Annotated in this window: 19 protein-coding genes; 13 read left to right on the forward strand and 6 right to left on the reverse strand. The window is 68.6% G+C overall.

Annotation, left to right across the window (positions count from 1 at the left end; translation table 11 throughout):
• Positions 1 to 2: 2 nt before the first annotated feature.
• Together D187_RS43790 and D187_RS51290 are read left to right on the forward strand one after the other, a co-directional pair.
• Positions 3 to 3,470, forward strand: a complete 3,468-nt coding sequence (locus tag D187_RS43790; RefSeq protein ID WP_002621044.1) for a methylmalonyl-CoA mutase family protein — start codon at positions 3 to 5, stop codon at positions 3,468 to 3,470.
• Between the two features lie 215 nt (positions 3,471 to 3,685).
• Entirely contained in the window at positions 3,686 to 5,236 is a 1,551-nt protein-coding gene (locus D187_RS51290) for a LysM peptidoglycan-binding domain-containing protein (protein WP_245591976.1), read from the forward strand.
• 28 nt (positions 5,237 to 5,264) lie between these two features.
• On the opposite strand, the gene D187_RS59035 is transcribed toward D187_RS51290, so the two are convergent.
• From D187_RS59035 to D187_RS43820, 5 genes are all read right to left on the reverse strand, one after another.
• Positions 5,265 to 5,390, reverse strand: coding sequence for a hypothetical protein (locus tag D187_RS59035; protein ID WP_002621046.1), 126 nt, complete (start codon positions 5,388 to 5,390; stop codon positions 5,265 to 5,267).
• A 237-nt stretch (positions 5,391 to 5,627) separates the two neighbouring features.
• Positions 5,628 to 6,320 (reverse strand): hypothetical protein, encoded by a 693-nt coding sequence (locus D187_RS43805; RefSeq protein ID WP_002621047.1) that lies wholly within the window; start codon positions 6,318 to 6,320, stop codon positions 5,628 to 5,630.
• The gene (locus tag D187_RS43810) at positions 6,317 to 7,393 is read right to left on the reverse strand and encodes a hypothetical protein (protein WP_002621048.1); all 1,077 of its coding nucleotides are present in this window, start codon (positions 7,391 to 7,393) and stop codon (positions 6,317 to 6,319) included. The genes D187_RS43805 and D187_RS43810 overlap by 4 nt, the downstream gene beginning before the upstream one ends.
• Positions 7,390 to 11,220, reverse strand: a complete 3,831-nt coding sequence (locus tag D187_RS43815) for a CHAT domain-containing protein (protein WP_043434364.1) — start codon at positions 11,218 to 11,220, stop codon at positions 7,390 to 7,392. The genes D187_RS43810 and D187_RS43815 overlap by 4 nt, the downstream gene beginning before the upstream one ends.
• Before the next feature lie 195 nt (positions 11,221 to 11,415).
• The gene (locus D187_RS43820; RefSeq protein WP_002621050.1) at positions 11,416 to 12,033 is read right to left on the reverse strand and encodes a TetR/AcrR family transcriptional regulator; all 618 of its coding nucleotides are present in this window, start codon (positions 12,031 to 12,033) and stop codon (positions 11,416 to 11,418) included.
• 144 nt (positions 12,034 to 12,177) lie between these two features.
• Here D187_RS43820 and fabF point away from each other — a divergent pair, with 144 nt between their 5' ends.
• On the forward strand, positions 12,178 to 13,419 hold the full coding sequence (fabF, locus tag D187_RS43825) for a beta-ketoacyl-ACP synthase II (protein WP_002621051.1): 1,242 nt from the start codon (positions 12,178 to 12,180) through the stop codon (positions 13,417 to 13,419).
• Between the two features lie 27 nt (positions 13,420 to 13,446).
• Here the strand turns inward: fabF and D187_RS51295 are convergent, their stop codons facing one another.
• Positions 13,447 to 14,718 carry a M91 family zinc metallopeptidase gene (locus D187_RS51295; RefSeq protein WP_051256797.1) on the reverse strand — a complete coding sequence of 424 codons (1,272 nt, stop codon included), beginning with the start codon at positions 14,716 to 14,718 and terminating at the stop codon, positions 13,447 to 13,449.
• Positions 14,719 to 14,939: 221 nt separating this feature from the next.
• Here D187_RS51295 and D187_RS43835 point away from each other — a divergent pair, with 221 nt between their 5' ends.
• The 10 genes from D187_RS43835 (at position 14,940) to D187_RS43880 (ending at position 26,588) form a co-directional block, all read left to right on the forward strand.
• Positions 14,940 to 15,350 (forward strand): BlaI/MecI/CopY family transcriptional regulator, encoded by a 411-nt coding sequence (locus D187_RS43835; protein ID WP_043434365.1) that lies wholly within the window; start codon positions 14,940 to 14,942, stop codon positions 15,348 to 15,350.
• Positions 15,347 to 16,342, forward strand: coding sequence for a M56 family metallopeptidase (locus tag D187_RS51755; RefSeq protein WP_051256798.1), 996 nt, complete (start codon positions 15,347 to 15,349; stop codon positions 16,340 to 16,342). The genes D187_RS43835 and D187_RS51755 overlap by 4 nt, the downstream gene beginning before the upstream one ends.
• Before the next feature lie 78 nt (positions 16,343 to 16,420).
• A complete protein-coding gene (locus D187_RS43845) occupies positions 16,421 to 17,635 on the forward strand; it encodes a TolC family protein (RefSeq protein WP_002621055.1) in 1,215 nt (404 codons plus the stop codon).
• The gene (locus D187_RS43850; protein ID WP_002621056.1) at positions 17,632 to 19,191 is read left to right on the forward strand and encodes an efflux RND transporter periplasmic adaptor subunit; all 1,560 of its coding nucleotides are present in this window, start codon (positions 17,632 to 17,634) and stop codon (positions 19,189 to 19,191) included. Before D187_RS43845 ends, D187_RS43850 begins: the two co-directional genes overlap by 4 nt.
• A 370-nt stretch (positions 19,192 to 19,561) precedes the next feature.
• Positions 19,562 to 21,271 (forward strand): 30S ribosomal protein S1, encoded by a 1,710-nt coding sequence (locus tag D187_RS43855; RefSeq protein ID WP_002621058.1) that lies wholly within the window; start codon positions 19,562 to 19,564, stop codon positions 21,269 to 21,271.
• Positions 21,272 to 21,497: 226 nt separating this feature from the next.
• Positions 21,498 to 22,676, forward strand: a complete 1,179-nt coding sequence (locus D187_RS43860) for a thiolase family protein (RefSeq protein WP_002621059.1) — start codon at positions 21,498 to 21,500, stop codon at positions 22,674 to 22,676.
• 94 nt (positions 22,677 to 22,770) lie between these two features.
• Positions 22,771 to 23,469: a CoA transferase subunit A gene (locus D187_RS43865; RefSeq protein WP_002621060.1), complete on the forward strand. Its 699-nt coding sequence runs from the start codon at positions 22,771 to 22,773 to the stop codon at positions 23,467 to 23,469.
• 9 nt (positions 23,470 to 23,478) lie between these two features.
• A complete protein-coding gene (locus D187_RS43870) occupies positions 23,479 to 24,135 on the forward strand; it encodes a CoA transferase subunit B (protein ID WP_002621061.1) in 657 nt (218 codons plus the stop codon).
• Between the two features lie 17 nt (positions 24,136 to 24,152).
• The gene (locus D187_RS43875) at positions 24,153 to 25,442 is read left to right on the forward strand and encodes a class I SAM-dependent RNA methyltransferase (protein ID WP_002621062.1); all 1,290 of its coding nucleotides are present in this window, start codon (positions 24,153 to 24,155) and stop codon (positions 25,440 to 25,442) included.
• A 57-nt stretch (positions 25,443 to 25,499) separates the two neighbouring features.
• Positions 25,500 to 26,588: a DUF2855 family protein gene (locus D187_RS43880; RefSeq protein WP_002621063.1), complete on the forward strand. Its 1,089-nt coding sequence runs from the start codon at positions 25,500 to 25,502 to the stop codon at positions 26,586 to 26,588.
• Positions 26,589 to 26,637 lie beyond the last annotated feature (49 nt).

Here is a 26,637-nt window from a genome sequence, read left to right on the forward strand (position 1 = left end):
GCGTGAGAAACGTTCAACTGACTCCCGTTCCCAGCCCCTACAAGCCACGTTTCCACGTGCGGATCGTGACGGCGGCTTCGCTCTTCGACGGACACGACGCGGCCATCAACGTGATGCGCCGCCTCATGCAGTCCTCGGGCGCGGAAATCATCCACCTGGGGCACAACCGCTCGGTGGCGGAGATCGTCGACTGCGCCATCCAGGAGGATGCCCAGGGCATCGCCATCACCTCCTACCAGGGCGGGCACGTCGAGTTCTTCAAGTACATGATCGATCTGCTGCGCGAGCGCGGCGCGAACATCAAGGTGTTCGGCGGCGGGGGCGGCACCATCCTCCCGGCGGAGATCGAGGAACTCCACCGCTACGGCGTGACGCGCATCTACTCGCCGGACGACGGCCGCGCCATGGGCCTGCAGGGGATGATCGACGATCTCATCTCCCAGTGTGACTTCGAGAAGCGCTCCGCGGACTTCAAGCCCCTGCTCGAGTCGCCGCCCTCGCGCGATCCCGCGAAGCTCGCCTCGCTCATCACCATCGCGGAGAACTTCCCCACCGTGGGCGAGCAGCTTCGGGCAGCGCTCGCCCAGCTCGTCGAGAAGGGCCCCACGGTCCCCGTGCTCGGCATCACCGGCACCGGTGGAGCGGGCAAGTCGAGCCTCGTCGACGAGCTCGTCCGGCGCTTCCTCGCGGACTTCCCGGACAAGACGCTCGCGGTGCTCTCCGTGGATCCGTCCAAGCGCAAGTCCGGCGGCGCGCTGCTCGGCGATCGCATCCGCATGAACGCCATCGACCATCCGCGCGTGTACATGCGCTCGATGGCCACGCGCCAGAGCAACCTCGCCCTGTCCAAGCACGTCGGCGACTCGATTGAGATCTGCAAGGCCGCCGGGTTCGATCTCATCGTGGTGGAGACCTCGGGCATCGGCCAGTCCGACACGGAGATCACCGAGCACTCGGACGTGTCGCTCTACGTGATGACGGCCGAGTACGGCGCCGCGACGCAGCTCGAGAAGATCGACATGCTCGACTTCGCCGACGTCATCGCCATCAACAAGTTCGACAAGCGCGGCTCGCTCGACGCGCTGCGCGACGTGCGCAAGCAGTGGAAGCGCAACCACAACGCCTTCTCCACGCCCGACGAGGCCTTGCCCGTCTACGGCACCATCGCCTCGCAGTTCAACGACCCGGGCATGAACCAGCTCTACCGGGCCCTCATCGAGACCATCTCCAAGCGCACCGGGGCGCCGCTCCAGTCGGGCTTCCAGCTCACCCCGGGCATGAGCGAGAAGAAGTGGATCATCCCCCCCGAGCGCACCCGCTACCTCGCGGAGATCGTCGACACGTGCGAGTCATATGACCGGTTCGTCCGCTCCCAGGCGGCGATCGCCCGGCGGATGTACCAGCTGCACGGCACCATCGAGGCGCTGCGCACCAACGTGGGCAAGAAGCGTCTGGAGATCGTCGAGCCCAAGGACACCTCGGACGTGGTTCAGGTCACCGAGCGCGTGGAAGGGGAGCCGGCCTACCTGGGCGAGCTGGTGGAGCTCTACCGCGACCTGGAGTCGCGCCTGCACGCGGACTGCCGGCGGCTGCTCGGCGAGTGGCCCGCGACGAAGCGCCGCTACGCGGCGTCCAAGTACCAGTTCCAGGTGCGCGACAAGGTCATCGAGCTGGATCTCTACACCGAGTCGCTCTCGCACCTGCGCATCCCGAAGATCGCACTGCCGCGCTACGAGGACTGGGGTGACATCCTCACGTGGCTCCTGCGCGAGAACGCCCCGGGTGCCTTCCCGTTCACCGCGGGCGTCTTCCCCCTCAAGCGCGAGAACGAGGATCCCGCGCGCATGTTCGCCGGCGAGGGTGGCCCCGAGCGCACCAACAAGCGTTTCCACTACGTCTCGCGCGGGCTGCCCGCCAAGCGCCTGTCCACGGCGTTCGACTCCGTCACGCTCTACGGCGAGGACCCGGATCACCGGCCGGACATCTACGGCAAGGTGGGTAACTCGGGCGTGTCGATCGCCAACGTGGACGACGCCAAGAAGCTCTACTCGGGCTTCGATCTGGCGGACCCGTCCACGTCGGTGTCCATGACCATCAACGGCCCCGCGCCCATGCTGCTCGGGTTCTTCCTCAACGCCGCGGTGGACCAGCAGTGCGAGAAGTGGATCCGCGCCCAGGGCCTGGTGGGGGAGATCGACAAGAAGATCGACGCCCTCTACCAGGAGCGCGGTCTGCCCCGGCCCCGCTACCAGGGCGAGCTGCCCCAGGGCAATGACGGGCTCGGCCTGCTCCTGCTCGGCGTGTCCGGTGACGAGGTGCTGCCGCGCGACGTGTACGAGCGCATCCGCGCCTCCACGCTCCAGTCCGTGCGCGGCACCGTGCAGGCCGACATCCTCAAGGAGGACCAGGCCCAGAACACCTGCATCTTCTCGACGGAGTTCGCCCTGCGGCTCATGGGCGACATCCAGCAGTACTTCATCGACAAGAAGGTGCGGAACTTCTACTCGGTGTCCATCTCCGGCTACCACATCGCCGAGGCCGGGGCGAACCCCATCTCCCAGCTCGCCTTCACGCTGGCCAACGGCTTCACCTTCGTCGAGTACTACCTGTCGCGCGGGATGCACATCGACGACTTCGCGCCCAACCTGTCGTTCTTCTTCTCCAACGGCATGGATCCCGAGTACTCGGTGCTCGGGCGCGTGGCCCGCCGCATCTGGGCCAAGGCGATGCGCGACAAGTACGGCGGCAATGACCGCTCGCAGAAGCTCAAGTACCACATCCAGACGTCCGGCCGGAGCCTCCACGCCCAGGAGATCGCCTTCAACGACATCCGCACCACGTTGCAGGCCCTGCTCGCGCTCAACGACAACTGCAATTCCTTGCACACCAATGCCTATGACGAGGCCATCACCACGCCCACCGAGGAGAGCGTGCGGCGCGCGCTCGCCATCCAGCTCGTCATCAACAAGGAATTCGGTCTGTCCAAGAACGAGAACCCCAACCAGGGCTCCTTCATCATCGAGGAGCTGACGGACCTGGTGGAGGCCGCCGTGCTCACCGAGTTCCGCTCCATCTCCGAGCGGGGTGGGGTGCTCGGGGCGATGGAGCGCATGTACCAGCGCTCGAAGATCCAGGAGGAGTCGCTCTACTACGAGACCCTCAAGCACGACGGCACGCTGCCCATCATCGGCGTGAACACCTTCCTGGATCCCAAGGGCTCGCCCACCGTGACGCCGCCCGAGGTCATCCGCGCCAACCGCGAGGAGAAGGACTACGCCATCGCCTCGCGCGATGCCTTCCGCAAGCGCAACGAGCAGTCCGCTCCCCAGGCGCTCGAGGCCGTGCGGCGCGCCGCGCTCGACAATGGCAACATCTTCACCGCGCTGATGGACGCTTGTAAGGTCTGCACGCTCGGGCAGATCTCCCGCACGCTGTACGAGGTGGGCGGGCAGTACCGGCGCAACATGTAGTGCCCGTGAGGCGGGCGGAGCGCGGAGTCACCCCCCCGCGCCCGCCCTCGCCGCGGCGCGGCGGACTCGCCCGCTGGGAGAAAAGCTCTCGGCGGAAGAGAAAAAAGCACGTCCCCAGGCAACCCGGGCCCATCCGCTCACGAGAATCTCTTGGCGGATGGGAAATGGGGAGCCCTCCGGTCCTCGCGGCGAACCCTCCCCACGAGGGGTTGGACATGAGCAGCTACCGGATTCGCTCGGGTGACACGTTGAGCGGCATCGCCCGGCGCTACGGCACCACCGTGGACGCCCTGGCCAACGCCAACAACATCCGGGATTCGAACAAGATCACCGCGGGGAGCCGGTTGGACATTCCCAGCCAGCGGGCGCCCGCCACGAGCCCCCGGGTTCCGCCGCCGCCCTCGCGTCCGTCGACTCCTCCGGTCCCGGCCCCGGCTCCTCATCGGGCCGACTCCTTCACGCCCGGGCAGCAGCAGACGCCGAGCGCCGCCAGCGGCGAGCGCACCTGGAGGGATCCGGCCCACCCGGACAAGACCTATGCGAGCCGCGATGGCGTGCCGCGCTTCAGCCAGGGAGACACGGACTGGGCGGGCACCCGGTTGGGCGGGACGGGTGAGGTGGGCGCGCGCAGCCGCGACAGCATCCAGCAACAGGGCTGCGCCATCACCGCCAGCGCCATGGCGGTCAGCGCCCTGAGCGGCCAGACCATCACCCCGACGCAGATGGATGCCCACCTGGACCGCGCCCACGGCTACAGCGGCAACAGCGTGGACTTCACCCGCGTGGGCGGAGCCGCCAACACCCAGCCGCCCATCACCTCCACCCGCGTCCGGGGTGGCCTCACGCCCGAGGGCATCGACCAGCAGCTCGACGCCGGGCGGCCCGTGCTGGTGGGAGTGAACTACCGCACCTCGAACACGAACACCCCGGACCACTGGCTGACCGTCACCGGGCGCAACTCGGACGGCAGCTACCGGGCCATCGATCCGAACGGGGGCGGGGAGCTCACCCTGCACCGCGAGGGCAATCAACTGAGGGCCTCGCGGGCCGAGGGGGCCCGCCACGACTACCGCTTCAGCGGTCAGGGCGTGACGTTCTCCGGCGGCAACCCGGTGCGCCCCACGGGCCAGGACGCGGTCGCGCAGACCAGCCCCGAGGATCTCACGCCCACCGAGCTGGCGCCCGCGGAGGCCGCCGCCGCCACCGGGAGCAATGCCGTCCTGGGCCAGCTCCAGACGCGCGGGGCCTCGGCTCGCACGGCCTCACAGGATCGCGTGCCCGAGGGCGTCGAGGGCTCCCAGCAGATGGCGGAGAACGACCGCGCGCGCCTGGAGCGCTTCCAGGACACCTTCCAGCAGGTGGGCAACGAGTACGGCCTGCCTCCCGCGCTGCTGGCCGCGATCGCCAGCCGCGAGTCCCGTGGCGGCAATGGCCTGAACCCGGATGGCACCGCGAAGTACGATCCCAACGGCTACGGGCTGATGCAGATCGACGCCAAGCACAATCCGGGTCTCATCCGGGGTGGGCCCTACAGCCGGGAGCACGTCGCCGCCGCCGCCGGGCTGCTGCGCGACAACCTGCGGGCGATGCAGAGCGCGCATCCGGAGTGGAGCCCCGCCGAGCAGCTGCGCGGCGCGGTGGCCGCGTACAACATGGGCCCCCGCAACGTGCAGACCGTGGCGAACATGGATGTCGGCTCCACCGGGGGCGATTACTCGTCCGACGTGTGGGCCCGCGCCCAGTACCTGGCCTCGCGGGGATTCTAGGCGCCCGGACATAATCGCCAGCGCCTACTCAGCGTGGACAGAAACCATGTCCGGGGGCTTTGCCGCCATCGTCTGCGTAGAGCGTGGGGATGTTGCCGTAGTGATCCACCACGACCACCACCCGGCGCGCCTCGTTCCAGAGACCCGGAGCCACGGTCCTGGCTCGACGCACCCCCGCGAGCGAGTAGTGGTATCCGCGTTCCCCCAGGATCCACCTTCCGAACCTGAGGACGATCTCCGCGGCCTCGAGTCGAATGCCCCGTTGGGTTGCTCGGTCGCGAGCATGCTGGGTCAGGTGGAAGCCTCCCAAGTAGAGAGCCGTTTCCGCTTGCACACACACCTCCCTGAGACTGCGGCCGGTACTGGCCGACCCGTCTCAAGGGAGGCGCTCTCAGGATTGTTTCCCGCCGGGCTGAGATGGCTTCAGCGTGCGTCTCAAGGCGGAACGACCTGGCTGCTGGGGGATTGACTCCACCAGCGCCGCAAGCCACTCCGCCCCATCCCCCGTTCCGGGAGAGGGAAGCGGCGCGCTGTCATCCGAGATGATGAAGAGTTCCAGGGGACCCTCGTCCTCCGACATGAACTCAATGCTCTTCAGGGACAGCGGCGTTCCCGCCGACAGCAATCGGTCTCCCACATGGAGCGGGTGCAGTGCTCCGCTGGGTTCGAGCGCATAGACCGCCACGTAGCAGGCCGTCGCCGGGCGCACCTCGTAGTCGAGGGGCTCGCCTGGAGCCACCTCCAGGGTCTGCTCGCGAGGCGAGTCCCGGGTCGGGCTTCCCAGGGAAGCCAGCGCCATCGGGCGGCTGGAGGTCCCGATACCAATCCCCGTGGACCGGGTCGCGAGTTTGCGCCGGACCTTCGCCCAGGACCACTCGAGCCGGGCCAGGGCGGGATGGGACGTCCAGTATTCCAGCAGGGCCTCTCGCCGCTGGCGCTGCTGGAGCAGCTTCTCATAGGCCTCCAGCTCCGCTTCGTCCGCATGGACGATGAGCCAGTGACGCACGCCCTCGGTCTCTCCTGGCGTGAGCTCGCCCTGGACATAGGCCCTCAGCATCTCCGCATCAGGTTGGATGAGCTTCATGCCGAGTCCTCCGAAGTCTCAGCCCAACGGGTGAGTTCCGCCCAGTCACATTCGACCGCCATGCGCTCCCGGCTCGGGAGTAGCCGCGCCACCTCCTTGACGAGGGCCGCTCCAAAGACCTGGCCCCAAAAGGGCTCGGTGGGGTCCTCGCTCTGTATGTGGCCACTCCTCCGTGCGGTCAGTCGCAGTGTCTCACGGAATCCTTTCACCTCCTCCGCGCCCACCTTCGCGGCGGGTCTCGCGGGAGAGGCGTCAGGCTTCTCGACTGGACCGAGAAAGACCTGATGAGCGCGGCGAAGGGTGGGATGCGAGGCAGCGAGAACCTCCAGGTTGAAGCGGAAACAGGCCGCCGCGCCCCGACGTCCTCTGGCGATGCGCTCCTTCGTCTCGGACCCCTGGACGGAAGCGCCGCGCGTGAGGGCCTTCTTGTTCTGCTCCAGGAAACGCGCATCCACGCGTTGTCCCCGCAGCGCCTGGGCGAGAGCCCGACGTTCCACGCACGTTGCCCAGAGCCAGTCCACCTCCAGGCTAGGCAAGCGGGTGCTGCGCGAGATGCGGACCAGGATATCCGCCCACTCCTGGATCAGCGCCCTCAACGTGGCCACCATGTCCTGCAAGTCCATCCGATCGATCAGCGCGAGTTCGCTGGAGTGCTCGCTCCACTCGGCCTCGCACTGCTGCTCCCCGCCATCGTCTCCATCCCCCGCCGCCCTTCTTCGCACGAGCCGCTGCGAGGTTCCCTGCCGTCCCCTCAGCCACCGGTACCATGGCTCCAGGGACGTCCACGGCGGGGCCCACTTGAACTCTGGGCGCGTCCGAAGCCGCTCGATGAGGCGCTCGGCGATCCACTCGCCGGCCTCCTGCTCGTCGCGCCCATCCGCGAGCACATGCGAGACATCGAGCCACCCGGGCCTGTTGTACAGCTCGAGCTCGAACGCCTTCGTCCAGTACATGCCCAGCTGCGCTTCATGGCGAGCGAGGAAGTCCTGGCGTCCCTTCAGGGAGAGGTCCTCCAGAGGAGGGAGTCCCTTGGCGTCTCTTTGGATCCACTCCTTCGCGGGGTCGGTGCTCATGGGCGCCAGTCCTCCAGTCCGCGAACGACGAGGCGCCAGCCTGCCCAGCACATCGGGTTACGGAAGTTGCTCAGCCAGTCCCTGACGAGGCGCCCGACAGCGGCCGGGTCTGTGCGCAGCTCCGCGGCCATTCGCTCTGGTCGCGGGGCCGAGTACTTGATGAGCCGCCCCATGGCTTGGGACAACTCCGGGATGGTCCGCGGGTCCGTTGTCGGCTTGACGCGCCACCCTTGCCGGAGCAGCTGGAGCGCTTCGTTAAGGGCGGGCTCGAGCACACCCAGCAGTTGCTCGTCACTGACGGTCGCGGCCTCCGCCGCCAGGGCCGTGAGTCTGGGCCCCACCCGGGTCTCCATCGCCCGCTCGATGGGGCCGCCTGGCTCGAAGGCCGCGCGGCACTCGGAGCGGGCCCGTGCCAGCGCGGTGGCCTCGGCAAGCCCTTCGTGCACCAGCAGGGCGAAGCGCTCCATCAGCAGGGCACTCGGCAGGGCGGGGACGTGCCAGAGCGAGGCCAGCACCCGGCGGGCACCCGCCAGCAGGAAGGACCTGGAGAGATCCTCTGGCTCCTCGAGCGCGCCATGCTCTCCGATGCTGCGGCCGTGAGCGGACCCCTCGCAGGCCCACAGCTCCACGCACTCGACTCCCGCCAGCGGCAGGCCGCGCAACACGTCCGCCTGCAGGTTCACGCGCTCCTCGGGACGCTCAGCGTCGACCAGCGTGATGCGGTCCGACTCCGGGTTCAGCTGGTCATGATGGCCATGTAGGAACAGGCGCAGGCGGCTCGCGGAGAGCAGCTCCCGCTGGAATCGGCGTGCATCACGTGCTTCGTCTCCCGAGAGCGGAGGCCTGCCCGCGCCATCACGCGCGAGGGCTTCCTGGAAGAAGCGCGCCATCTTCATCTGGTTCAAGGAGACACCATCCCCATGGAGCTGGAGCACCCCGTGCCGGGCCACGTCCCCGGGCACGGACGCTGGGACCGGAGCCAGGGTGTGCAGGTAGCCAATGGAGAAGAGCTCGCCGAGTCGCGGTCCTCCCGGGGCCGTGCGCAGCTCTTCCCAGGGGATGTAGACGAACTCCCGGCCGCGCAGCAGGAAGAGCACTTCGCGCACGCCATGCCGCACCAGCAGGTCCGCCAGGTCCCGGCTCCAATTCGCGAACACGTCACTGAACTGCTGAAAGGCTCCGGCGAGCTGGGCCCAGCTCGCCTTGCTGACCTCTCGCTGGTCTTCTCCCAGAGCCTCGGTCAGCTTCATGAAGGCAGGGATTGCATAGAGCCGCTCGCGGAGTTCCTGCTCCGCGTTCGTTCCCAGCCGATGCCGGGTGACGCTTCCCCCCGCGTGGAAGAAGACGTTCAGGGGAGCGGCACACTCGGGGAAGTTGCCTGGTACCACGATGGCGCACCCGGGGTGGGCCGCGAGCCAATCCGCCACGCGCTCGGCCGTGGCCAGCGGGGCGGGCTCGCCTTGAGGAATGAGCCCCCGGGCCAGGAGCAAATCCACGGCGTGGATCAGCCAGTCGCGCGCACGCTCCAGGTGCTCGTGGCTCCTCGGCAGTTCTCGCTGAATCTCCATCCGCACGACGATGGCCTTCGCCATTTGAGTACAGTCTTCCGGACGGGCTCCCGTTCTCAAGACGATCTGCTCGAGAGAGTACGAGTGTGGAAACGCCCAGATGCGGTGGCCCGCCTCGGTCAGCCGTGGCTTGAACGCCTCACGCACGAGCGGGGACTCCTGGCTGGCCTCGAGGATCATGGTGAGCCGTCCCCAGAGATCGAGCTCATGCCGGGCGTCATGCAGATTGGAGAACAGGCTGACGATCGACACCTCGGCTTCTGGCTTGGCGCCAGCGACATCCCTCTCCACTGCGCCCACTATGTCCTCGGCGAGGTAGTTGGTGTACTCGGGGAACGTTCCGGCGTCCCCTCTGCCGTAGAGGAGCGTCTCGGCACGGAACGCCGAAGCCCCACTCACATCGAGCAAGGCCAGCGCCCGGGCGGGTTCCAGGCTGGCGAGATCGTCTGTCGACAGGCGCAGATTCAGGAGGAGGTTGGAGATCCAGCTCGAGAGCAGGAGCCGCTCGGAGGCGGAGAAATGAGGATTGGCCATCTCCCGGTTGAGCATCTGCAGACGCTTGTCAAAGTACTCACATGCCGGCTTGAGGGGGACCTTGCGGTGGGAGGCCCAGCCCAGCACCACGGGCTCGTCGGCAACGAGCTTCAGGAGGGTACGGATGGGCAGTCCCGCGGGCTCGAGACGGTCCAGGAACTCCCGCAGCTTCAGGAGTTGTTCGGTCGTGAGTTCCAGCTTGCTCTCCGCGATCAAATCCAGGAACGAGCGCAGCACCTCCAGGAAGCGAGAGGACGACACGAGCAGGGTGTCTCCAGCGAGTGGGTCCTGAACGCTCTCGAGCTGATGCTCGGCGTGCCACACGGCACTCTGCGCCTCTTCCATCACCGAGAGGAAGGAATCGACGATGTCCTGGCTCAGGACGTCTCGCACCTGCTTCCGCCATTTGTCCAGGGCGTACGTGACGGCCTTCCCCTCCTGGAACTGGCGCAGCGCTCCCTGGATGAACGAGAGCAACACGCGGAACCGCATCCACGCGGCCCACCCGAAATGGAGGGCTAACCAGGAGTCCCCGGAGGACTCCTCGCTCATGAGCTTGAGATAGACGTTCGCTTCCGTGATGAGCTGCTGGAGGCGGGGGAGCAGCCGTGACTCTTCCTGTGGGCTCTCCTTGGAGGGAGCGGACGGCTCATCGTGCTCCAGGAGGGGGTTCCAGCTCAAAGTCCGCGCCAGGGACGCCTTGAGCAGCTTCGCGAACCGGAGACGCCGGGGCTCGGGCAGTGGGCTCTTCAACACCCATGCCTGTTGATCGAAGCCGTGAACAAACAATCGAGCCAATGCCTGTTGCCACGCGTCTGGGTCGGTCGTGTACTGGACCAGCCGATCGAGACATTCCGTGGCACAGACTGCGGCCTGGGCCGCGGCTTCCCACTGCCCCAACTCCTGGAGTGCGTCGCAGGCCTGGGCGAAGGACTCGAACGCCTCCTCGATGGCGGCGGCGTGCGAACCCCGCCAGCCCTTCGCCAGAAGATGTCCGAGCAGAATGAGGTGCTCGGCTCTCATGAGGGGCAGGCTGAGATGGGCTTCGCGCTCCTTGAACTGACCGAGCTGGAAGGTGCGCCCGGACTGTCTCCGGACCGTGGCGGGGCTCCCATCCGGACAGGGCCCTGGCCCAGGTCCATCGTGGGTCACCAGGATGCGCTGCTCGATGTCACGAATCAGCTCACGCATTCGCGAGATGGAGGCACCTGGCAGCATCCATTGATCCTTCCTCAGGCCCCTCACGGCCAGCTTGGCACGGAGGGTCAGGTCCGTATGACGCACCTCCTCCTGGATGCACTGCGCCACTTCCGACAGCTTGAAGAGGATCAGCGGACGCAGGGCGTAGATGAGGCCGGTCATGCCCTGGGCAACGGCATCATCGAGCTTGTTGATGGTCAGCGTGAGCGCCGCGCAGGCAGAGGAGGACAGCGCTCCCGCCCGCGTGAGCCGGAGGATGATCTCCAGGACGAACAACAGACCCAACTCGTTGCGCGTCTTGATGGAGAACTTCTGGAGCCGCTCCCGGATGCGCCCGGCCAACTCCTCAACCGCCTCGGCGAGGGCGTCCTCCGTGATTCCGGCCTCTTCCAGCAGGAGCAACTGGGCGGCCTCTTCCACCAGCGCGTCAGCCTGTGAGCGGGAATGTCTCCCCTGCAGGCCGGACACGTAGTCCGCCAGGGCTTCCACTACGGCGGTGACCGGATTGGACCCGGGGGTCCACAAGAGCGTGCTCCTCCTACCTCGCGCCTCGCTCAGACGGGACTTCACTTGCTCTTCAAGGCTTTGCACAAGACCAGCCTCCGACGGGGTCATCCAACAATACCCAAGGGTGGGCGGGGTGATTTTGTTTCCCAAGACGGGCCCCGTTCGAATGGGGCGCGGTGGGTTGGATGTCGGGGCTGTTCTCTGTCTGGGGGCTTAGGCGCGCCGCTTGGACGGGGCAGGGGATTCGGGTGGCTCATCCCCTTGGTTCAACAAGAGGGCCCGCGCGGCCGCGAGCAGCTCGTCCGACAGCGGCTGCGAGGCCGTGGCCCGCGCCAGCGTCATGGCCCCGAAGCACACCACGATCGTCGCCAGCGCCTTCTGGCGCGCCGTCCTGCCCGGCTCGTCCTCCAGGTGCGCCTGGGCGTCGCGCGCCAGCGCGTCGAGCTCCTCGGCGAGCATGGCCTGCACCTCGGGAGAAGAGCGCGTGAGGTCCGACAAGACGGACGGCATGATGCAGGCCGTCGTCGGGTCATCCCGGAGTTGTTGGTTGAGGTAGCGGCGCACGAAGTGGCCCAGCCACTCCTGGCCCCGCAGCTCCTCGAGCCCCGCACCCCACCGCGCCCGGCGCTGCTGGAGGAAGGCCCGCAGGCTCTCCACGACCAGCACCTCCTTCGTGGCGAAGTGCGCGTAGAAGCCCCCCACCGTCAGGCCCGCGGCGCGCATCACCCGCTCCACGCTCGCCCCCTCGAAGCCGTGCTTGCGGAAGAGCGACTCCGCGGCCGCGAGGATGCGCGTGCGTGTCGACTGCTTGTGCTCGGGTCCGTATCTCATGGAATGGCGATCATCATCGAATGGAAGCCACCCTGGCAACTTCAGGACATGGACAATGAGATTATGACCATTATATCATCCTCGTTCAAGGCCGCTTGCCCGGGAGGGAGCCGGGCGGGCCCGAGCCAGAGGAGGGTGGTCCAGATGGAGAAGCGACGCGTGGTGGTGACCGGGCTGGGGCTCATCAGCCCCTGCGGCACGGGCGTGGAGAAGAGCTGGGAGGCGCTCGTGCGAGGCCAGAGCGGCGTGGGGCCCATCACGCTCTTCGACGCGAGCGGACTGGACTGCCGCATCGCCGGAGAGGTGAAGGACTTCCGCCCCGAGGACTTCATCGATCGGCGGGAGCTGCGGCGGATGGACCGCTTCTGTCAGTTCGCGGTGGGCGCCGCGGACATGGCGATGAAGGACTCGGGACTGGTCATCACCCCCCAGAACGCCGAGCGGGTGGCGGTGCTCGTCGGCTCGGGGATTGGCGGCATCGGCAGCCTGGAGGAGACGTACCGGCGGGTGCTGGAGAAGGGGGCGGACCGCATCAGCCCCTTCTTCATCCTGCAGATGATCATCAACATGGCGCCGGGCCACATCTCGCTGCGCCATGGCATCAAGGGCCCGAGCTGGTCCACCAACTCCGCGTGCGCCACCAGCGCCCATGCCCTGGGCGAGGCCCTGCGGGGCATCCAGCGCGGCGACTACGATGCGGCCGTGGTCGGTGGCGCCGAGGCGCCCATTACGGTTCTGGGCGTGGGCGGCTTCGCGGCGATGAAGGCGGTGTCCACGCGCAATGATGCCCCCGAGCGCGCCAGCCGGCCCTTCGACGTGGATCGCGACGGCTTCGTGGTGGCCGAGGGCGCGGGGATGCTGGTGTTGGAGACGTGGGAGCACGCCCGCTCACGCGGCGCGAAGGTGTACGCGGAGCTGTCCGGCTATGGCGCCAGCTCGGACGCGTACCACGTGACGCACCCCGCGCCCGGCCACGAGGGCGCCCAGCGCAGCATGCGGCTGGCCCTGGCGGACGCGCGACTCACGCCCTCGGACATCGGCTACATCAACGCCCATGGCACGTCCACGGACGTCGGCGACGCGCTGGAGATGGAGGGCATCGCGCAGGTGTTCGGCGAGGCGGCCCAGCGGGTCGCCGTGTCCTCCACCAAGTCCATGACGGGGCACATGAACGGCGCGGCCGGCGCCGCCGAGGCCGTCATCAGCGTGCTGGCGCTCCAGCGTGGGGTCCTGCCTCCCACCATCAACCTCGAGAAGCAGGATCCCCGAATCACCCTCGACTGCATCCCCCAGCGCGCGCGCGAGAAGCGGGTGGAGGCGGTGATGAGCAACTCGTTCGGCTTCGGGGGGACGAACGTGTCGCTCGTGTTCCAGCGGCCGGCATGAGGCGGGAGGGGCCCGCCCCGCCCCCGGTTACTTCTCCAGGTGGTTGACGATCTGCTGGACGTCCTGGGCCCGTTGGTCCGCTCCGGGGATGGGCTTGCCACTGACCTTCTGCCAGGCGGTGCGGGTATCGGGCGGCTGCTTCATTTCCTTCAGGTCGTACGCGGACGTCGCGGGGGTATGGCCCGAGTAGTCCGTGCGCTGCTGCATCCCGAGCTGCTGGCGGATCTTGTTCTCCGTCGGAGCATTGGGACGGCCCGGGGTCGGCTGCATGCCCACCGTCTCGAACTCCTCCTTGAGCTGGGCGTGGAAGTTGACGTCCGCCTTGAGTTGTGCGGCGCCTCCGGGTTTCGCCGCTTCGGCGTCCTGGAAGGCGGGGTGGTGTTTGAGATTGCCGTGCTCCACCGACCCCACCTGCATGCCATTGGACGCGCGATGGGCGTGCACCATCTCGTGCCCCATGTCCTTGGCGCGATTCTGGGGGGAGCTGGCTTGATTGGCGTTGTAGGTCACGGTGCTCGCCTGGCCAGGACCCGGCTGGCCACCGGCGCGGTAGGCCTGACCTTGCTTCATGAACGCCATCTGCTGGTGTTTCTCGATCACCTGGGCCTGGCCCGCCTTGTCATTCGGCCGCAGCGCACCGAGGTCATTGCCCAGGGCCACCGTGTCGAACTCGAGCCGGGGCGCATGGGTCATCTTGTTGCCGGCATGGATGTCCACGGCCGTGGCCGGATTCTGGGCCGTCCCCAGGGAGCCATTGTTGAGTTTCGCGGTGCTGCCGTTGATGTCCGTCAGCATCTTGTTGCCGACGGACTGCGTCCCATTCGGATTGTTCGCCATCAGGGTGTGGATGGAGGCCCGGGAGTCGCGCGTGTGATCGGCGAACTCATGGGCCGGCAGGTTGTCCCGGCGGGTACGGATGCCGGGCAGGTCCGGGTGCACCACGCCGTGGTCGGTCTTCTTGAGCGACTCCCGGCCCCGCTTGAGTTCATCCTCGAGCGACGCGTTCACGTTCCGGGGAGGCTGGCCGGGCGCGGCGGTCGTGGCGGACCGCGGCGGGGGAGGCGGAGCGGGGGGGGGAGCGGTGGTACCCGCCAGGTTGACGCCGCCCGCCCCGGCCGAGGGCCGCATGGTCGTGGAGAGCGAATCGGTGACCGGGGGCGGAGCGGTGGGGCCCGTGGCCTGGGTGCGCTGCGTGGGCGCCGAGGGTGAAGTGGGAGCCGTCGGCGAAGTCGGCGCGCTGCGAGCCGTCGAGGCGGTCGGAGAAGGGGGCGTGCTGACGTTCGGCCGGTTGACTTTCATTCCTGACATTATCGTCACTTCTCGACGAAAGATGCGCACCCGGCCCCATTCATTTCCAGGTTGTGCCCGAAAACCAGTTCTCGAGAATCAGACACGAAAAGTCTCGGAGGACGAGAGCGGCGGCGGGTTGTCGCTCCCGCGACGAACGGATTGTTCGTGCTCCAGCGATGGAGGGGAGCACCGATTGACGGTCGGTTTTTGTTCCCCTACCGTCGCGGACCATGGGGTCCGGTCCTGTTCGTCCGCCGCTGCTCGGTGAGCTCGAAGCCGCCGTGATGAACCACCTGTGGTCGGGCGGTGACGGCGAGGCGAAGTCCGTTCACGCGGCACTCGGCAAGCGGCGGGGGATCACGCTCAACACGATCCAGTCGACCCTCAAGCGCCTCTTCGAGAAGGGGCTGCTGGAGCGGGACAAGGTCAGCCACGCGCATGTGTACAAGGCCCGGGTGAGCCGCGAGGCGTTCCACCGCGACCTCGTGGGCGAACTCGTCGGCGGCTTGATGGATGGGCAGGCCGAGGCCGTGGTGTCGGCGTTCGTCGATGTCACCGAGCGCGCGGGACTGGAGCACCTCGAGCGCCTGGAAGCGCTCGTGGCGGAGCGGCGGCGGAGACTCGAACGGGGGTCGCGATGAGCCCCGCCCTGCACAGAGTGCAATTCTTCCTGCTGGCCGCGGTCGCGTTCCTCGCCCTCGGCTCGCTCCTGTCGGCCGTGGGGGCGCGCGCGTTCGCGGCCCGGTTGTCGCGTTGGGAGCCGAGGGCCCGCCATCGCGCCCTCGTCTTGTTGGCGGTGTTGCCCGTGCTCACGGCGCTCGCGCTCATGCTGTCCGCGAGCCTCCCGTCCCTGCTCTCGCTCGTGGTGCCAGGGCTCGACCACTGCGCCACGCATGACGACGGGCATGCGCACCTGTGCTTCGTCCACCTGCCCGGCAGCGGAATCCACCTGGCCTGGGTCCTGGGGCTCGTCTTCCTCGTGAGCTACGCCTCGCTGCGCGCGGCCCTCGGGGCCTCGGACGTGGTGCGCGCGGTGCGCGTGCTCGGTGCCCTCACGAGGACCGGCGAGCCACGCCGGGACCTGGGTGTCATCGTGCTGGAGACCTCGCGGCCCGTGTGCCTGACGGCGGGCCTCTTGCGCCCCCGGGTGCTGCTGTCGCGCGGGCTGCTCGACTCGCTCGGCGAGGAGGAGCGCGCCGTCGTCCTGGCCCACGAGCGGGCCCATGTGCGCCGCCGCGATGCCCTCGTCGCCAGCCTCGTGCGCGCGCTGGCCGTGGTGCACCTGCCCCGGGTCGCGCGCTGGCTCGTGCGCGAGCTGGAGATCGCCGCCGAGCAGGCGTGTGACGAGGACGCCGCCAGTGCCGTGGGCGATCGTGTCGCCGTGGCTTCCGCGATCTTGAGCGTCGAGCGCGCGACGCGGCACGCGGTGGCCGAGCGGCTCGCGCCCGTGGCCGTCGCGTTCGGGCAATGCGCGGTGGCGCGGCGCGTGGAGTCGTTGCTCGCCGAGCCCGTGCCCACGCGGTCGCTGCGCGGGGTGGCGCTCTGTCTCCTCGCCGCGCTCATGGGGGTTCTCGGCACGTCCGCCGGGCTGCACCACCTGACCGAGTCCCTTCTCTCCGTCGTCGCTCACTGAGCTCTCATGGCCCTCGTCCAACCGACCCGTCTTCGTCCGCGCGGAAAACCGAGGGACGCTCGGTTTTTCGCGCGCCTCTTGCTCGTCCTCGCGTCCGCCGCGAGCGCCGAGGCGCGGGAGTCCGAGCCGGGCCCGGTGCTCACCGAGAGCGAGGCCGTGGCCCACGCGCTTCGCCGGGCCCCGCTGCGCGATACCGTCGAGGGAGACGTCACCGCCGAGCAGGGACGTGGACGGGCCGCGGGCGCCTATCCCAACCCGCAGCTCGCGTTCACGCGCGAGCAGACCTTCGGCGCCTCCGGATCGCGCGAGGACTATCTCTCGCTCGCCCAGACACTCGATCTCGGCGCCCGGCGCGCGCTCCAGGGCGAGGCCGGCGAGGCGCGGGCACGTGCCGCACGGCGGGAAGGTGATGCCGCGGGGCTGTCGGTCGCCGCGGAGGCCCGTCTGCGCTTCCACGAGGTGCTCTATCGGCAAGCCCGGGTCCGCACGCTGGAAGGGTGGGGAGAGCGGATCGAGCAGGCGCTGACCTTCGTGACGCGTCGTGAGCAACGAGGCGATGCCGCGACGTACGACCGGAGGCGTGTCGAGCGGGAGCGCGCCGTGGCGACGGGCCGGTTGGAAACGGAGCAGGCCGCGCTCGAGCGCGCACGAGCCCGGCTCCAGGCACTCCTCGGCGCCGACGTGCCCGCGCCGGGTGTGACGGGAACGCTCCTGCCCGACACGGACCCCGCGGAACTCCCGGCCCTGCGCGCCTCGAGCGGCTCGCGTCCGGAGTTGCTGGCGCTCGACCTGCGCATCGAGGCCGCCACGCTCGAGCACCGCGCGGCCTCCCGCTGGTGGGCACCGGACCTGCTGCTCGAGGGCGGCTGGAAGGGCGTGGACCTCGGAGGCCAGGGGCGCACCGATGGGTTCCTGCTCGGGGCGTCCTTGTCGCTTCCGTTGTGGGATCGCTCGTCGGGGCTCGCCCATCTCGCCGCGGGCGAGGCCCGGGCCGCGCGAGGGCGTCGCGCGCTGCTCGAGTCGGAGCTCGACGGGGAGTTGGCGGGCGCCCGGGCGGAAGCCGTCCGGCTGCGCCGCGCCGCCGCGGAGTTCCACGAGCGCACCACCGAGGTGTCCAGCGAGCTCGTGCGCATCGCCTCGGCGGGGTACGCGGGCGGGGAGCTGGGGCTGCTCGAGCTGCTCGATGCCTACCGGGGTGCCACGGACGATTTCCTCACCGCGCTCGACATGGCGCACGCCGCGCGCCGGGCGCGCATCGAGCTGGATCGGCTCACGGGAGTGGGGTTGCCATGAAACGTCTGATGATCCTCCTGCCGCTCGTGCTCGCGGCGGCGTGCCGCTCGCATTCCCACGACGGTGACGCGGAGCACGGCCATGCGCACGGGCATGACGCGGCGGACGAGCGGCCCGCGCTCTCGTGGACGCACTGGACCGAGGCCAGTGAGCTCTTCATCGAACTGCCAGCGCTGGTGCGTGGAGAGGAATCGCCCTGCGCGGCCCACGTGACGAAGCTCGAGGGCTTCGCGGCGCTGGCCGAGGGGCGGGTGAGCGTGGTGCTGCGGGGTGACTCCGGTGAGGAGCGCTTCGACAGTCAGGGCCCGTCGGTTCCGGGCATCTTCCGCCCCGTGGTGAAGCCGGCCGCCCCAGGCAAGCGCCGGCTGCTCGTGGAGATCCGGGCGCCGGGCCTGTCCGCGGACCACGATCTCGGCGATGTGACGGTCTTCGAGAGCACCGCCGCCGCGCGCGCCGGGATTCCCGAGCAGCCCGAGGTCCCGGGCCGCATCCCGTTCCTCAAGGAGCAGCAGTGGCCCATCGAGTTCGCGACCGCGCTCGTCTCCGAACACGCCCTGCGTCCGACCCTGCGCGCGACCGGCGAGGTGCGTGCCCGGTCCGACGGAGAGATCCTCGTGAGGGCGCCCGCCGCGGGCCGGGTCGCGACGAGTGGAAAGGCCTTTCCACGCCTCGGCGAGCAGGTCGCCGTCGATGATCCACTCGGGGCGATCGCGCCTCGGCTCGAGGCCGCGGACGTGGCGTCCCTGGAGCTCGCCGTCACCCGTGCGGAGCTGGAGCTGCGCTTCGCGGAGCGCGAGCGCGAACGCCTCGAGAAGCTACGGGCCGAGGGAGCGGTGCCCGATCGGCGCGTCGAGGAGGCGGTCCACGCCACCCAGGACGCCCAGGCCTCGCTCGGGGCGGCGCGGCGGCGGCTCGAGCAGTTCCGCCGCGTGCAACGGACGGCAGGGAGCGGCGAGGGCACGGTCGCGCTGCGTGCTCCGCTGTCGGGCACCGTCACCGAGGTCCACGTGGCCCCGGGCGCCTTCGTCGAGGCGGGCACACCGCTGTTCCGGGTCACCGACCTCACCCAGCTCTGGCTGGAGGCGCGGGTGCCCGAGATCGACGTGGGCCGGCTCGGCACCCCCCGAGGCGCGTCGTTCTTCGTCGAGGGCAGTGACGAGGCCATCGAGCTTCCCGCCGACGCGCTCGTTGCCCGGGGACACGTCATCGATCCGCTCACGCGCACGCTTCCGCTCGTGTTCGCGGTGGACAACGCGGGGGGCCGGTGGGCCGTGGGAGTGTTCGCGCGCGTCCTCCTCGTCAACGGCGAGGAGCGCCGTGCCCTCGCCGTGCCGGAATCCTCGGTGGTCGACGACAGTGGCGTGTCCGTCGTCTTCGTGCAGGTCGAGGGGGAGTCCTTCGAGCGCCGGGTGGTGCGCCTCGGGGCGCGCGACCGGGGCCACGTCGAGGTGCTGAGCGGCGTTCGCGCCGGAGAGCACGTCGTCACGCGCGGCGCGTGGTCCGTGAAGCTCGCCGCGTCGAGTGGCGCCATTCCCGCTCACGGGCACTCGCACTGAGGGCGCCGGCATGATCGACGCGATTCTTCGCGGCAGGCGAAAACCCCGGGTCCGAGCCGCTCGGCTGATCGCCCTGGGACCAGGAGTCAATGCCCTTCATGCATGGGGACCCACCAGGACCTACAGTCCCGCAAACGACGCGAAGCATCCATTGGAAGTCACGAAGGATGCTTGGCGTCTCGACGGTATTGACAGATCCAGAAGCCTGGCCGCGTGCTCCCTTGACTGCCGGTCCAACCGGTGTCTAGGGTGCGCGGCTTCGAGTCAGCTCCACTGTGGTGCTGATCGCGGGCCACTCGTAGCTCCCCGCGAGTGGCCGACGTCCAACAACCGGGGGCAGTAGCACCGTTTCCCAAGGATTCCCTACCAAATGCAGCAGAATGTGAACCAGCAGATCGGAGAGGTCGGCGACGAGGATTTTGCCGCGATGTTCGAGGCCTCGCTCAAGGAGCGAGGGGGCGAAGGCATCCTCAAGGAAGGCGAGATCGTCAAGGGCACCGTCGTTCAGGTGACCAAGGACTATGCCATCGTCGACATCGGCTACAAGTCCGAGGGCCAGGTTCCGATCTCCGAGTTCACCAGCCCTCGTGGCGAGGTCTCCGTCAAGGCGGGCGACCCGGTCGAGGTCCTCCTGGAGAGCCGCGAGAACGACACCGGCATGGTCGTCCTCTCCAAGGAGAAGGCCGACAAGATGCGTATCTGGGACGAGATCAGCGCCGCGTGCGAGCGCGATGAGATCGTCAAGGGCACCATCGTGGGCCGCGTCAAGGGCGGCCTCTCGGTCGACATCGGCGTCAAGGCGTTCCTGCCCGGCAGCCAGGTCGATATCCGCCCCGTGCGCAACTTGGACCAGTACATCTCGAAGGAATTCGAGTTCAAGGTCATCAAGTTCAACAAGAAGCGCGGCAACATCGTCCTCTCCCGCCGCGTCCTGCTCGAGAAGCAGCGCGAGGAGATGAAGAAGGAGACCCTCAAGAACCTCAAGGAGGGTGCGGTCCTCAAGGGCGTGGTCAAGAACCTCACCGACTACGGCGCCTTCATCGACCTGGGCGGCATCGACGGCCTGCTGCACATCACCGACATGTCGTGGGGCCGCATCGGTCACCCCTCGGAGATGTTCAACGTGGGCGATGAGGTCCGCGTCGTCGTCCTCAAGTTCGACCCCGCGCAGGAGCGCGTCAGCCTGGGCCTCAAGCAGATCCAGGAGGACCCGTGGCACCGCGCCGACGAGAAGTACCCGGTCGGCACCCGCGTCAAGGGCAAGGTCGTCTCCATCACCGACTACGGCGCGTTCATCGAGATCGAGCAGGGCGTCGAGGGTCTGGTGCACGTGTCCGAGATGTCCTGGACCAAGCGCCTCAAGCACCCCAGCAAGATGCTGGAGGTCGGCCAGGAGGTCGAGGCCGTCGTCCTCGACATCGATCCCAAGGCCAAGCGGATTGCCCTGGGCATGAAGCAGATCGAGCAGAACCCCTGGACGCTGCTCGAGGACAAGTACCCGATCGGCTCGGTCATCAAGGGTCAGATCCGCAACGTCACCGACTTCGGCGTGTTCGTCGGCGTCGAGGAGGGCGTGGACGGCCTGGTGCACGTGTCCGACATCTCCTGGACCCAGCGCATCAAGCACCCGGGCGAGATGTTCAAGAAGGGCGACGAGGTCGAGGCGGTGGTGCTCAACATCGACGTCGAGAACGAGCGCTTCAGCCTGGGCATCAAGCAACTCCAGCCGGACCCCTGGGACACGCTCAGCGAGCGCACCCCGGTGGGCAGCCGCGTGAAGGGCAAGGTCACCAAGGTGACGGACTTCGGCGCCTTCGTGGAGATCGAGCCCGGCATCGAGGGCCTCGTGCACGTCTCCGAGCTGAAGGAGGAGCGTGTCGAGAACCCGCGTGACGTGGTGCAGGAGGCCCAGGATGTCGAGGTGAAGATCATCGACATCAACACCCAGGACCGGAAGGTCGCCCTGTCGATGAAGGCCCTCATCGGCGAGGGTGAGGACTACCGCGAGTACCTCCGCCGCCAGGCCGAGGGCTCCAAGGCGCGCCTCGGCGACGTCATGGCGAGCAAGCTCAAGAAGTAGTCTGGTTTCATCCCTCGCATGAGGGGTGGCACGGCGGCCGGGTTCCCCAGCGGGAGCCCGGCCGTTTGTTTTCGCGCACTCACACGAGGCTGACCTCGTGCGTCATGACGGAGAGGGGGGAAGCGGGCTTGACCCCCTCGGGAGGCACGGTGATATGGGCCATGTCCGAGGTTATTGAACCTCGTCCTTATTCAGCTTTTCTCAGCACTTTCCCCGGAGGCGGATCATGGCACGTGAAGTGGTCATCGTGGGCGCGGCGCGGACTCCCATCGGGACGTTTCAGGGCTCCCTCGCCAAGTTGACGGCGCCGCAGCTCGGCGCGATCGCCATCAAGGCCGCCCTGGAGCGCTCGGGTGTGTCGCCCGATCAGGTGAGCGAGACCATCATGGGCTGCGTGCTCCAGGCGGGCGTGGGCCAGGCTCCCGCGCGTCAGGCCGCCATCTTCGCGGGCATCCCGGAGAGCGTCCCCGCGGTCACCCTCAACAAGGTGTGCGGCTCGGGCCTCAAGGCGGTGATCGCCGGCGCCCAGGCCATCGCCCTCGGCGACGCCGAGGTGGTGGTGGCTGGCGGCATGGAGTCCATGAGCAACGCGCCCTACCTGAGCCACACCATGCGCGGCGGCGCCCGCATGGGGAACGTGGAGTTCAAGGACGCGCTCATCCATGACGGTCTGTGGGACGTGTACGGCAACGTGCACATGGGCAACTGCGCCGAGGAGTGCTCGCTCAGCCAGGGCATTCCCCGCTCGGCCCAGGACGAGTACGCGCTCGAGTCCACCCGGCGCGCCATCGAGGCCCAGAAGGCCGGCCTGTTCACCCGGGAGATCGTCCCCGTCACCGTGCCCGGTGGCAAGGGCGGCGACGTGGTGGTGAGCGAGGACGACGGCCCGAAGAGCGCCCGGCCCGAGAAGATCCCCACGCTCAAGCCCGTGTTCAAGAAGGACGGCACGGTGACGGCCGCCAACGCCTCGTCCATCAACGACGGCGCCGCGGCGCTGGTGCTCATGAGCGCCGAGCGCGCCAAGGCCGAGGGCCGCACGGTGCTCGGCCGCATCACCGGCTACGCCGGGGCCGCGCGCAAGCCGGTGGAGTTCACCATCGCCCCCGCGGACGCCATCAACGCCCTGCTCAAGCGCACCAAGCTCAAGGTGAGCGACGTGGACCTGTGGGAGATCAACGAGGCCTTCGCCGTGGTGGCCATCGCCAACAACACGCTGCTCGGCCTGAATCCCTCCAAGGTCAATCCCCGTGGCGGAGCGGTGGTGCTCGGCCACCCGATTGGCGCCTCGGGCGCGCGCGTGCTGGTGACGCTGCTGCACGAGATGAAGGACCTGGACAAGAAGCGGGGCGTGGCGTCGCTGTGTATCGGCGGCGGCGAGGGCATCGCGCTGATGGTGGAGCGCTAATCCATACGGACTCGCTCTCCCAAGGGGAGAGGAGAGCGGGGCGGGGGCCCGACGTGAGCAAGGCCCTGGCCCCGTTCTCGTGAAGGAGCGGTTCATGAACAAGATCATCCCGAGCGCGGACGAGGCCGTTCGCGACATGCCGGATGGCTGCACGCTGATGAGCGGCGGCTTCGGCCTGTGTGGCAATCCCGAGACCCTGATCGCGGCCATCAACCGCAAGGGCACCAAGGGGTTGACCATCATCTCCAACAACTGCGGCACCACCGAGCTGGGCTTGGGGATCCTCCTCAACTCCAAGCAGGTGAAGAAGATCGTCGCCAGCTACGTGGGGGAGAACAAGGAGTTCGAGCGGCAGCTCATCTCCAAGGAACTGGAGGTGGAGCTCAACCCCCAGGGCACACTCGCCGAGCGCATCCGCGCCGGGGGCAGTGGCATCGGTGGCTTCTTCACGCCGTCGGGCGCGGGCACCGAGTTGGCCAAGGGCAAGGAGACGCGGATGATCGACGGGCGCCTGCACGTGCTGGAGCTGCCGCTCAAGGCGGACTTCACCATCGTGCGTGCGTGGAAGGCGGACACCTGGGGCAACCTGGTGTTCAACAAGACCGCCCGCAACTTCTCGCCGATGATGTGCATGGCGGGAAGGACGACGATCGTCGAGGCCGAGCACATCGTGCCGGCCGGCGAGATCGGCCCGGATGAGGTGCACGTGCCCGGTATCTTCGTGCACCGCATCGTCCAGGCCAAGGACCTGCAGAAGTGGATCGAGCGCCGTACCGTGCAGAAGAAGGCTTGAGAGGACGCCATGCCCCTGACCCGTGAGCAGATCGCCCAGCGCATCGCCCAGGAGCTGCGCGACGGCTATTACGTGAACCTGGGAATCGGCATGCCGACCCTGGTGGCCAACTACGTCCCGAAGGGCATGGACATCATGCTCCACTCGGAGAATGGCCTCCTCGGCATGGGCCCCTGGCCCCTGGAGGGTGAAGAGGATCCGGACCTCATCAACGCCGGCAAGGAGACGGTGACCGCGGTCAAGGGCGCCGCCTACTTCGACTCGGCGCTCTCCTTCGGGATGATCCGCGGAGGTCACATCGACATGGCCGTGCTCGGCGCCATGGAGGTGAGCGAGCAGGGTGACCTGGCCAACTGGATGATCCCCGGCAAGATGGTGAAGGGCCCGGGCGGCGCCATGGACCTGGCGGTGGGCTCCAAGCGCGTCTTCGTGGCCATGGAGCACGCCAACAAGGAGGGCAAGTCGAAGATCCTCAAGAAGTGCACGCTGCCCCTCACCGCCCTCAAGTGCGTGAACCACATCGTCACCGAGTACGCCTTCCTGGACGTGACCCCCGAGGGGATCGTGCTGCGCGAGGTGGCCCCCGGCGTGACGGTGGAGCAGGTGCGCTCGCTCACCGAGGCCACGCTCAAAATCGCTCCGGACCTTCGCGAGATGAAGGTCTGAAAACGCTCCCCGCGCCCGTGTTGCCGGACTCTCCCATCGAGTTGACCATCGAGCGCCTCGGGCAACTGGGGGAGGGTGTGGCCTCCTACGAGGGCCGCACCGTCTTCGTGCCCGGGGCGTTTCCGGGAGACCGGGTGCGCGTGCGCCTGGAGCAGGAGGGGAAGGTGATGCGCGGGCACCTCGTGGGCGAGGTGCTGGCGCCGTCACCCGACCGCAAGCCCTCGCCCTGCGCGATCAGCGCGCGGTGCGGGGGGTGTGACTGGCTGGAGCTGAACGAGTCCGCCCAGCGCGCCGCGAAGCAGGAGATCGTCCTCTCCGCGCTCGAGCACCTGGGCCACCTCGAGCGGGACGCCTTCGCCGTGCGGCCGCTGCTCGTGGCGCCGTGGGACTTCGGCTACCGGCGGCGCGCGGTGCTGCATCCGCTCAAGGACGAGCTGACGTATTTCGGGCGGCGCAGCCATGACCGGGTGCCGGTGGAGGTGTGCCCCGCGCTGATGCCGGCGCTCGCCGAGTTGCCCGGCAAGCTCGGGCCGCTGCTCAAGCCCCTGTCCCGCGAGGCCGAGGAAGTGCACCTGCTGGCCGAGGGGAACAAGGCGGCCTTCGCGGTGCTGCTCAAGGGGCAGGTGGCGCCCCGGTACGTCGAGGCGTGCGAGGCGGCGGTGCGCGCGCTGCGGCTGGAGGGCGCGGTGCTGGTGCCGAAGGAGGGCTCGCCGCGGATCATCGGCAAGCCGGTGCTGCGCTCGCTCTCGCCGCTGGTGCCCGAGGTGCCGCTGTTCCTGCGGCCGGATGCGTTCTCCCAGGCGCATGGCGAGGCGAACGTGGGGCTCGTCACCGCGGCCGTGCACGAGCTGGCCCCGCGCGAGACGGACTCGGTGCTGGAGCTGTACTCGGGCAATGGCAACTTCACCTTCCCGCTCGCGGCGAGCGCGGCGAGCGTGCTCGGGGTGGAGTCGTCCTCGGTGTCGGTGGACCTGGCCCAGCGCAGCGCGCGCGAGGGCAGGGTGGCCAACGTGCGCTTCGTCCAGGGCGACTCCCGCAAGGTGTGCGAGGGGCTCATCCGCGAGGGCAAGCGCTTCGACCTGGCCCTGGTGGATCCTCCCCGCACCGGTGCGCCGGGGCTCGCGAAGTGGCTCACCGCACTGGGCGTGAAGCGCGTGGTGTACGTGGCGTGTGATCCCGGCGCGCTGGCGCGGGATGCGGCGGCCCTCGCGCAGGCCGGCTATGCGCCCCGGGCGCTCCAGGTGGTGGACATGTTCCCCCAGACGCACCACGTGGAATCCGTGATGTCTTTCGAGCGGGCGGCGTAGAGTCTCACCCTCCGGACTTCGTGCTCCCCACGAGCAATCCGAGAAGGGTGTGTCTTCATGTCGATGGGTTGGGACTTCCTGGTCGCGCGAGACAATCTGGAGCGGGTCTTCGTCGAGCCCTCGACGGATCCGACGGAGCAGCCCCTCGCGCCGGGAGAGGCGGTGCTCACGGTCGAGCGCTTCGCGTTGACGGCCAACAACATCACCTACGGGGTGATGGGCGAGGCACTGGGCTACTGGCGCTGCTTTCCCACCGCTCCCGACTGGCGGGGCCGGATTCCCGCCTGGGGCTACGCGCGGGTCTCGCGCTCCGCCTCCCCGGAGGCCCCCGTGGGACTGCGGTTCTTCGGCCTCGTGCCCATGTCGACGCACTTCGTGGCCCGGCTTCAGCGCACGGGCAGTGGCTACATGGATGCGGCGACGCACCGGGCGGGATTGTCACCGTTCTACAACCGCTACACGCGCGTCGAGGTGGATGAGTCCTTCGACAATCATCGCGCGCTGCTGCGGCCGCTCTTCGCGACCTCGTTCCTGCTGGATGACATGCTGTACGAGGCGGAGCATGCCGGAACGAAGACCGTCATCCTGTCGAGCGCCTCGAGCAAGACCGCCATGGGCCTGGCGTGGTTGCTCTCGCGTCACGGGATGAAGGTGGTGGGGCTCACGTCGCGCAAGAACCTGGCCCTGCTCGGCGGCCTGGGCCTGTACCAGCAGCTCGTCCCCTATGACGCGATGGCCGGGCTGTGGGTCGAGACGCCCGCGGTCTTCGTCGACTTCGCCGGGGAGCCGGCCGTGGTGCGGGGCATCCATCGTCAGCTCAAGGACGGGCTGCGCCAGAGCACCCTCGTGGGAGGCACGCACCAGCGCACGCCCCCCGCCTCGAAGAGCGAACCCCTGCCGGGGCCCACGCCCACCTTCTTCTTCGCACCGGATCGGCTGCGCAAGCGCGTGACGGACTGGGGACTGGAGACCTTCGAGGCCCGGCTGGGGGAGGCCATGAAGGCCTTCGTGGCCGCCAGCTCCTGGCTGCGGCTCGAACACCATCGGGGCCCCGAGGCACTGAAGGCCGTCTATCGCGACGTCGTGACGGGCCAGGCCCGCCCCGAGGCCGGGCACATCGTCTGGCCGGACCCCGCCTCCCGGTGAAGTCCGCCACGGACGCGCCACGCGCGAGGCCGGGTGAACGTGGGGTGAG

Source organism: Cystobacter fuscus DSM 2262 (assembly GCF_000335475.2).
Taxonomy (GTDB): domain Bacteria; phylum Myxococcota; class Myxococcia; order Myxococcales; family Myxococcaceae; genus Cystobacter; species Cystobacter fuscus.

Excerpts from the sequence above, each read along its gene's own strand:
- fabF (WP_002621051.1), top strand. The coding sequence starts at position 12,178 with ATGGAGAAGCGACGCGTGGTGGTGACCGGGCTGGGGCTCATCAGCCCC.
- D187_RS51295 (WP_051256797.1), bottom strand. The coding sequence starts at position 14,718 with ATGAAAGTCAACCGGCCGAACGTCAGCACGCCCCCTTCTCCGACCGCC.
- D187_RS51290 (WP_245591976.1), top strand. The coding sequence starts at position 3,686 with ATGAGCAGCTACCGGATTCGCTCGGGTGACACGTTGAGCGGCATCGCC.
- D187_RS43865 (WP_002621060.1), top strand. The coding sequence starts at position 22,771 with ATGAACAAGATCATCCCGAGCGCGGACGAGGCCGTTCGCGACATGCCG.
- D187_RS43805 (WP_002621047.1), bottom strand. The coding sequence starts at position 6,320 with ATGAAGCTCATCCAACCTGATGCGGAGATGCTGAGGGCCTATGTCCAG.
- D187_RS43860 (WP_002621059.1), top strand. The coding sequence starts at position 21,498 with ATGGCACGTGAAGTGGTCATCGTGGGCGCGGCGCGGACTCCCATCGGG.
- D187_RS43820 (WP_002621050.1), bottom strand. The coding sequence starts at position 12,033 with ATGAGATACGGACCCGAGCACAAGCAGTCGACACGCACGCGCATCCTC.
- D187_RS43880 (WP_002621063.1), top strand. The coding sequence starts at position 25,500 with ATGTCGATGGGTTGGGACTTCCTGGTCGCGCGAGACAATCTGGAGCGG.
- D187_RS51755 (WP_051256798.1), top strand. The coding sequence starts at position 15,347 with ATGAGCCCCGCCCTGCACAGAGTGCAATTCTTCCTGCTGGCCGCGGTC.
- D187_RS43870 (WP_002621061.1), top strand. The coding sequence starts at position 23,479 with ATGCCCCTGACCCGTGAGCAGATCGCCCAGCGCATCGCCCAGGAGCTG.
- D187_RS43835 (WP_043434365.1), top strand. The coding sequence starts at position 14,940 with ATGGGGTCCGGTCCTGTTCGTCCGCCGCTGCTCGGTGAGCTCGAAGCC.
- D187_RS43810 (WP_002621048.1), bottom strand. The coding sequence starts at position 7,393 with ATGAGCACCGACCCCGCGAAGGAGTGGATCCAAAGAGACGCCAAGGGA.
- D187_RS43855 (WP_002621058.1), top strand. The coding sequence starts at position 19,562 with ATGCAGCAGAATGTGAACCAGCAGATCGGAGAGGTCGGCGACGAGGAT.
- D187_RS43850 (WP_002621056.1), top strand. The coding sequence starts at position 17,632 with ATGAAACGTCTGATGATCCTCCTGCCGCTCGTGCTCGCGGCGGCGTGC.